6 protein-coding genes are annotated in these 7,300 nt (G+C 65.4%); all 6 read right to left on the bottom strand.

Annotated features, from left to right (window positions below; translation table 11 throughout):
• Positions 1–129: 129 nt before the first annotated feature.
• The gene (locus tag JNK68_11455) at positions 130–1,416 is read right to left on the bottom strand and encodes a TRAP transporter large permease subunit (GenBank protein ID MBL8540971.1); all 1,287 of its coding nucleotides are present in this window, start codon (positions 1,414–1,416) and stop codon (positions 130–132) included.
• The gene (locus JNK68_11450; GenBank protein ID MBL8540970.1) at positions 1,413–2,204 is read right to left on the bottom strand and encodes a TRAP transporter small permease; all 792 of its coding nucleotides are present in this window, start codon (positions 2,202–2,204) and stop codon (positions 1,413–1,415) included. The genes JNK68_11455 and JNK68_11450 overlap by 4 nt, the downstream gene beginning before the upstream one ends.
• A 94-nt stretch (positions 2,205–2,298) precedes the next feature.
• Entirely contained in the window at positions 2,299–3,303 is a 1,005-nt protein-coding gene (locus tag JNK68_11445) for a TRAP transporter substrate-binding protein (GenBank protein MBL8540969.1), read from the bottom strand.
• Between the two features lie 56 nt (positions 3,304–3,359).
• Positions 3,360–4,766, bottom strand: a complete 1,407-nt coding sequence (gene tilS, locus JNK68_11440) for a tRNA lysidine(34) synthetase TilS (protein MBL8540968.1) — start codon at positions 4,764–4,766, stop codon at positions 3,360–3,362.
• On the bottom strand, positions 4,735–5,703 hold the full coding sequence (locus JNK68_11435; protein ID MBL8540967.1) for an acetyl-CoA carboxylase carboxyltransferase subunit alpha: 969 nt from the start codon (positions 5,701–5,703) through the stop codon (positions 4,735–4,737). Before JNK68_11435 ends, tilS begins: the two co-directional genes overlap by 32 nt.
• 61 nt (positions 5,704–5,764) lie before the next feature.
• Positions 5,765–7,300: gamma-glutamyltransferase (ggt, locus tag JNK68_11430; protein ID MBL8540966.1), on the bottom strand; the 1,536-nt coding region annotated here is incomplete at its 5' end.

Genomic DNA, 7,300 nt, shown 5'->3' with positions numbered 1-7,300 from the left:
AAGTATAAACACCAGAAAATTCAAAATTCTACCATGGGAAGCAGGAGGATGCCTCGGGTTCGGGGCGCAGGCTGCATGCACGAAGAAAGCCCGGCCGCAGCCGGGCTTTTCAGGGCCTTTGCGGCGGGCTCAGTTGATCATTCCGAGGGCGCGCGGTAGGAATAGCGACAGCGTTGGCCAGTAGGTGACGATCACGAGGAACACCAACATCGTGAGCAGCCACGGCCAGACTGCGACGGTCAGCTCGGTGATACCCATCTTCGTGATACCGCTCGCGACGTAAAGATTGAGCCCGACCGGCGGGTGGCACAGGCCGACTTCCATATTGACCACCATCAGGATGCCGAAGTGCACCGGGTCGATACCCAATTTGATCGCGATCGGGAACAGGATCGGCGCCAGGATCAGCACGATCGACGACGGCTCCATGAAATTGCCGGCAGCCAGCAACAGGATGTTGGCGATGAGCAGAAAGCCGATCACCCCCACGCCGGTGCCGATCATCGCATCCGCCATCGCCTGCGGGATGTTCTCGTGGGTCATGAGGAACGAGAACAGCACGGCGTTGGTGATGATGTATAGCAGCATCGCGCTCATGTTTGCCGACGACAGCAGCACCCGCGGCACGTCCTTGAGACCGAGGTCCTTATAGATGAACACCGCCGCGACGAATGCCCACACCGCACTCATCGCCGCCGCCTCGGTCGGCGTGAACATGCCGGTGTAGATGCCGCCCATCACGATCACAATCAGCAGCAGACCCCAGATGGAATCCCGCAGGGCCTTGAGCCGCTCCGCCCAGCTTGCCTTCGGCTGTCGGGGGTAGTTTCGGGTGCGCGCGCGATACCAGGTGGTGATGCCGAGCATGGTTGCCAGCACAATCCCGGGAATGACGCCCGCCATGAACAAGGCACCGACCGAGGTGTTGGTCGACACCGAGTACATGACCATCACGATCGACGGCGGAATCAGGATGCCGAGGCCCCCGGACGTCGTGATCACCCCGGCGCCGAAGCTTTTCGGAAACCCTGCCCTGACCATCGCCGGCAGCAGGATGGAGCCGATCGCGACCACGGTCGCCGGACTGGATCCGGATACCGCGGCAAACAGCGCACAGGCCAGCACCCCGCCGAGCGCGAGACCGCCGTACCAGTGACCGACCATCGACGTGGCGAAGTTGATCATGCGCTTCGCCACCCCGCCGTGAGTGAGAAAGTTGCCCGCCAGGATGAAGAACGGGATCGCCATGATCTCGAACTTTTCGATGCCGGTGAAGAGCTTGAGTGCGACCGACTCGATCGGCACCTGGGTCAGGAAGAACAGGAAGGACAGCACCGTCAGACCAAGCGAAATGGAAATCGGCATGCCGGTGAGCATGAGGGCGAGCAGCAACGCGAAGATGATCACGGTATTCATGATCCCTTGCCTCCCCTCGGTATGTCGCCGTCGCGGCGAGGTTCCTTGCGGCGATCCGCTCCGCTGCGCCGCTCTGCCCCATGCGGCGGCGTGCGGTCGGAAACCTGGCGACGCTCGTTGCCGCTGCGCAGATCGCGCGGGTGCAGGTCGTCCTCCATGCGGTAGATCTCGTCCTCTTTCCCGGGCTCGAGCGACACCTCCTCTTCAACGCCCTCGACCTTGCCATGGTCGTGATGCGGGAGCTCACCGGTGCGCAGGAAGCTTGCGCACACCTGAAGGAACCGGAAGCACATCAGGTAGGAACCGAACGGAACTGCCGAATAGACGATCCAGGTAGGCCACTCGAGATCGGGCGTCGTCGGCCCCTCCGGCAGGTCGCCCGTGTCGAGGCCGAGCATCGTGAAGACCCAGTAGTGGGCACCGTTCTCCCAGACAAAGGTCGCGCCGAGGGTGCCGACGATGCCTGTGAAGAGCGCGCCGGCCAGCAGCCCGAAGACGATGAACTTTGCCCGGGTGCTGTCCTTCATCCGATTGATCAACACGTCGACGCCGACGTGGATGCCGGTGCGAACGCCGTAGGCGGCGCCGAACTTGGCCATCCACACGAACATGATGATGGTAAGTTCCTGCGCCCAGCCCATGTTGACACCGAGCAGCCAGTTCTGCACCGGACCGAGCCAGGCCGAGCCCGCCGCGTAGCGATGCACGACGGCAGCGAAAATTATCAGCGTCGCGCCCCCCATGAGGAATGTAATCAGCCATTCCTCCAGGTGGTCGAGGAACTTCATGAACATGCTTTTTCTCCCCCGAGCGTTAGAACTGCGCATACAAAAACGCCCGCTGAACCTTAGCGGTGCAGCGGGCGTCGCGCGTTCACGAAGATCAGAGCTTGGCCGGGTCGAAACCAGTTTCCTTGTAGATCGACTGGATCAGATCCTTGCCCACCCGCGCGCCGACCTCCTGGTGCACCGGAATCAGCGCCTTCTTGAGCGCTGTCTTCTCGGCCGCACTCGGTGCGAAGACTTCGGACTTGCCCGATTTCTTCACCGCCGCGATCGACTGCTCGTTCTCTTCCTTGGCGATCTTGTTTGCATACTCGGTGGATTCCTTCATCGCTTGCTCGAGCTGGCCGCGTACATCGGCCGGCAGACCGTCCCAGAACTTCTTGTTCGTGATCACGGCGTAGCCGAGGTAGCCATGGTCGGTGAGCGCGACCTGCTTCTGGACCTCGAACATTTTCTGGGTGTAGAGATTCGACGGCGGATTCTCGGTGCCATCGACCACGCCCGTCTGCAGCGCCTGATAGACCTCCGAAAACGCCATGACCTGCGGGATCGCGTTCAGCGCGCGCATTTGCGCTTCGAGGACCTTGGACGACTGGATCCGCATCTTCTGGCCCTTGAAATCCGGCACGGTCTTGATCGGCTTGTTCGAGCTGAACACCTTGAAGCCGTTGTCCCAGTAGGCCAGACCCCTGATACCCTTCGGCTCCAGCTTGTCTAGGAGCTGCCGGCCGATTGGCCCCTGGGTGACCTTGTGCAGATCCGTGTACCCGTCGAAGATGTAGGGCAGATCGAAGACTTCGAATTCCTTCACGCCCAGCGGTCCGAACTTGGCGAGAGACGGCGCGAGCATCTGCACGGCACCGAGCTGCAGCGCCTCCATCTCTTCCTTGTCCTTATAGAGCGTGCTGTTCGCATAGACCTCGACCTTGACCTTGCCCTTGGTGAGCTCTCCGGCGCGTTTCGCGAAGAAGTCGGCGGCCTTCCCCTTCGGGGTGTCGTTGGCGACGACGTGACTGAACTTGATGACGATCGGTTCCTGAGCGAAAACCTGACCGGAGACGAACAAACTGACGGCGATGATGACCGATGTGATGAACTTCATGGTGCTTCCCCTCTCTCCTTGTGGCTGCGAGAACAAGGCTTCGCAGATCCTTAATATTAAGGGGATTGTAACGACCCACCCGTCGCAGCGCCACTCCGTTCATTCCCCGAGCGCCACTCCAGGGCAATCGACGCTTCATCGGCGGCCGCCTGCCAAACGCAGTCGATGCCAATACCGGGCACCCAGATGAGATGCTCATCGCAAAAGAGGAGCGGCATCCGCGCCCGCTGCCACGGCGCGATGCAGTGCTCCTGCAGGAGGTTCTTGAGCGTGCGCCGCGGGCGCCGCGCATCCGGCCGGATGCGCTCTCCGCCCCGCCGCACACGCAGTTCGACGCACCGGCCGGCCAGGGAGCGGGCCGAGATGCCCGCGCCATGGGCATGCCTGAAGTGGACCTCGCCGGCGCCGCCCGGGGCACTGAGAACCGCTTCGCCCTGCCACGTCACTGCAGCTTCTCCCGCTGCGGCGCGCGGGCGCAGGCGCAGCCATCCCGCATCGCAGCAGAGCTCCTCGCTGCGAAGAACGACCCGCATGCGGAGATCATCGCCGGCCTGCCGCAGTTGACGAACGGCCTCGGTAAGACGCCGCGCCGGCGGCGCCGCAACACCCTGCTCGCGCAGGTACCAGCGCAGGAGATTGCGTGCGCGCGGCTCCGACAGACTGCGCAGCACGCGCGCGTCGAGCGAATCGCCGCGCATCGCGTCGCGCCCGTCGATGATGGCGAGATCATCGAGCAGCGTCGATGCCTCCCGGAAGAGCGCCGCGGAACGTCCGAGCGCCGCGCGGTATCCGCGGAAGCGTTGCGCCAGCAGCGGCAGGACGTGTGATCGCAGGAAATTGCGATCGAGCCGCGTGTCGGCATTGCTCTCGTCATCGACCCAGGCGACCCCGCGTGCGAGCGCGTAATCCTGCAACTGCGAACGCGACACGCCCAGCAGCGGCCGCGCCAGTGTGAGTCTGACTGACTGACTGCCTGCCCTGCGCACGCACGGCATGGCCGCGGCCCCGCGCGGCCCCGCACCGCGCAGCAGCTGCAGCAGGACGGTCTCCGCCTGGTCATCGAGATGATGCGCGAGCACCAGCGTCCCCGTGACGCAGCGGTGGAAGGCGTCATAGCGTGCGCGCCGCGCTGCCGCCTCGACGCCTTCACCGTGCACTCCCGTGACGTGGACCTGAACCACGTCGAGCGCCACACGGTGACCGTCGCACAGCTTTCGGCAGAACGCGGCCCAATCGCCTGCGCGTGCGCTCAGGCCATGATCGATGTGGATCGCTGCGAGTGGGAAGGCACGGCGCTCGCGCAAGCGCACGAGACAGTCGAGCAGAACGACCGAGTCGAGGCCGCCGGAGAGCGCGACCGTCACGGTCTCGCCCGTCGAAAGAAAGCCGCCGAGATGCCGCCCGACTTCCGCTACGAGCGCGCCTTCATCCTCACTGGGGCTCGACTTCCTTGAAGCGGCCATACGCCATCACCTTCTCGAAGCGAGCCTCCAGAAGGGCGTCGAGCGTCTTCTCGCGCACCTGCCGCAGCGCCTCGTTGAGCGCCTTCTTCATGTTGGCCATCATCGCCTCGTAATCGCGGTGCGCCCCACCGAGCGGCTCCGGCACGATGCGGTCGATCAGCCCCAGCGTCTTCAGGCGCGTGGCCGTGATGCCCAGCGCTTCGGCCGCCTCCTGCGCGTGCTCCGCACTCTTCCAGAGAATCGACGCGCAGCCTTCCGGTGAGATGACGGAATAGGTCGCGTACTGAAGCATCTGCACCACATCCCCCACGGCGATCGCGAGCGCACCGCCGGATCCGCCCTCGCCGATGACGGTGCAGATCGTCGGCACCCGCAGCTGCGCCATCTCGAAGAGGTTGCGGCCGATCGCCTCCGACTGTCCGCGCTCTTCCGCGCCGACCCCCGGATAGGCACCGGGCGTGTCGATGAACGTGAGCACGGGAATGCCGAACTTCTCGGCGAGCTTCATCAGGCGCAGCGCCTTGCGATAGCCCTCGGGCTTCGGCATGCCGAAGTTGCGGTGAATCTTCTCCTTGGTATCGCGCCCCTTCTGATGACCGATCACCATGACCGACTGGCCGTTGAAGCGCGCGAGACCGCCGACAATCGCCGGGTCGTCCGCGAACGCGCGATCGCCGTGCAGTTCCTCGAAGTCGCTGCAGAGCCGTTGCACGTAATCCAGCGTGTACGGCCGCGCCGAATGCCGCGCCACCTGCGCGATCTGCCATGCGCTCAGCTTGCCGTAGATCTCCTTGGTGAGCGCCTGACTCTTCTTCTGCAGGCGCGCGATCTCCTCCGAGATGTCGACCGCCGAGTCCTCCTGCACGTAGCGCAGCTCGTCGATCTTCGCTTCCAGCTCGGCGATCGGCTGTTCGAATTCGAGAAAGGTGATCTTCATGACGCGCGGATCGGCGCAGGGGGCTGCGGAACGGCCCCGATTCTACCGCAAATGCCGGTGCTCAGAACGCCGGCACCGGCTGCAGCTGCCCGCGCGGGTCGGCGGCAGCCTGTGCGCGACCGCTGCGGTGCTCCACGTGCACTGCCTGCATGTTCCCCCACGGCCGTCGCGCCACTGACACCGTATGCCCGCGATCTTCCAGTGCCGTGCGCCAGGCCGCCGGAAATCCCTCCGGCTCGATCTCCACGCGGTCGGGGAGGAACTGGTGGTGAAAGCGCGGCGCAGCGACCATGCCGTCAAGGGTCCAAGCCGGGTTGTGCAGATAGTCGAGAATGCTAAGCAGCACCATGCTCACGATGCGCGAGCCGCCGGGCGTGCCGAGAACCAGGACGCCCCGCTCGTCTTCGACGAAGGTCGGCGACATCGACGAGAGCGGCCGCTTCGCCGGCGCGATCGCGTTCGGCTCGCCGCCGACAAGCTCATAGACGTTCGCCACGCCCTGCGCCAGCGCGAAGTCGTCCATTTCGTCGTTCAACAGCACGCCGGTAGCACCGGCGACGAAGCCGCCGCCGAAGGAAAGGTTGAGACTCAGCGTGGCGGCGACGCGGTTGCCTTCCGCGTCCACGATCGAGAAATGCGTGGTGTGCTCGCTGCCGGCAACCGGTTCGCGCGCGGCTCCCAGCTCGGCGCTCGCGGATGCACGGTCGCGGCGGATATCTCTCGCGCGGGCGGCCGCATACTCGCGCGAGGCAAGCCGCGCTTCGGGTACCTGGACGAACGCGGGATCGCCGAGATAGCGTGCACGGTCCTGGTAGGCGCGCCGCAGCGCCTCGACGACGAGGTGCGCGCGCGTGCCGGCATCCAGGGTCGTCAGCGGGAATTCGCTCAGGATGTTCAGCGCCTGTGCCAGTGTGAGGCCGGCCGCGGACGGCAAGGGCACTGTGGTGATCGTCGCATCGAAGTAGCGGATCTTCTGCGGCGCGCGTTCCTCGATGCGGTAACGGTGCAGGTCTTCGAGCGTCCAGATGCCGCCGCCGGCGCGCACGCTCGCCACCAGTTCCTCCGCCACGGCGCCGTCGTAGAACCCCGCATGGCCGCGCTCGCCGAGCGCCTGCAGCGTGCGCGCGAGCCCCGGCTGACGGACGAGGAAGCCTGCGGCGGGGACCTCACCTCGATCGAGGAAGATCCCCGCCGCTGCCGGATCGCGCACAAGCGCCGCCAGGCGTGCGCGTGCCATCTCGCGATAGCGCGCATCGACGGCGAAGCCCTCGCGTGCCAGTGCAACGGCCGGTGCAAGCGTCTGGGCGAGCGGCAGCCGGCCGTAGCGCCAGGCGATCCAGACCATGGCGGCGGGCGCGCCGGGAATCGCCGCCGCCTTCGCGCCGACCAGCGCCTCCTCCTTGAGCGCCCTGCCGTCGGCGTCGAGATACATCGTGGCAGTGGCGGCGAGCGGCGCGACCTCGCGCCCGTCCACCACCACCTCGAAGCCGTCGGAGGCGCGATGCAGCAGCCAGAAGCCGCCGCCGCCGAGCCCGGAACCGAAGGGTTCGACCATGGCGAGCGCGGCACTCACCGCAACGGCCGCATCGAAGGCGTT

This window comes from Betaproteobacteria bacterium (assembly GCA_016791345.1).
Classification (GTDB): domain Bacteria; phylum Pseudomonadota; class Gammaproteobacteria; order Burkholderiales; family JAEUMW01; genus JAEUMW01.
Note: the sequence above shows the minus strand (reverse complement) of the source record. Positions and strands in the feature narration are given on the sequence as shown.

What these genes read in the sequence shown, in the direction of transcription:
- JNK68_11455 (MBL8540971.1), bottom strand. Translation starts at nt 1,416, where the DNA reads ATGAATACCGTGATCATCTTCGCGTTGCTGCTCGCCCTCATGCTCACC.
- JNK68_11450 (MBL8540970.1), bottom strand. Translation starts at nt 2,204, where the DNA reads ATGAAGTTCCTCGACCACCTGGAGGAATGGCTGATTACATTCCTCATG.
- JNK68_11445 (MBL8540969.1), bottom strand. Translation starts at nt 3,303, where the DNA reads ATGAAGTTCATCACATCGGTCATCATCGCCGTCAGTTTGTTCGTCTCC.
- tilS (MBL8540968.1), bottom strand. Translation starts at nt 4,766, where the DNA reads ATGGCCGCTTCAAGGAAGTCGAGCCCCAGTGAGGATGAAGGCGCGCTC.
- JNK68_11435 (MBL8540967.1), bottom strand. Translation starts at nt 5,703, where the DNA reads ATGAAGATCACCTTTCTCGAATTCGAACAGCCGATCGCCGAGCTGGAA.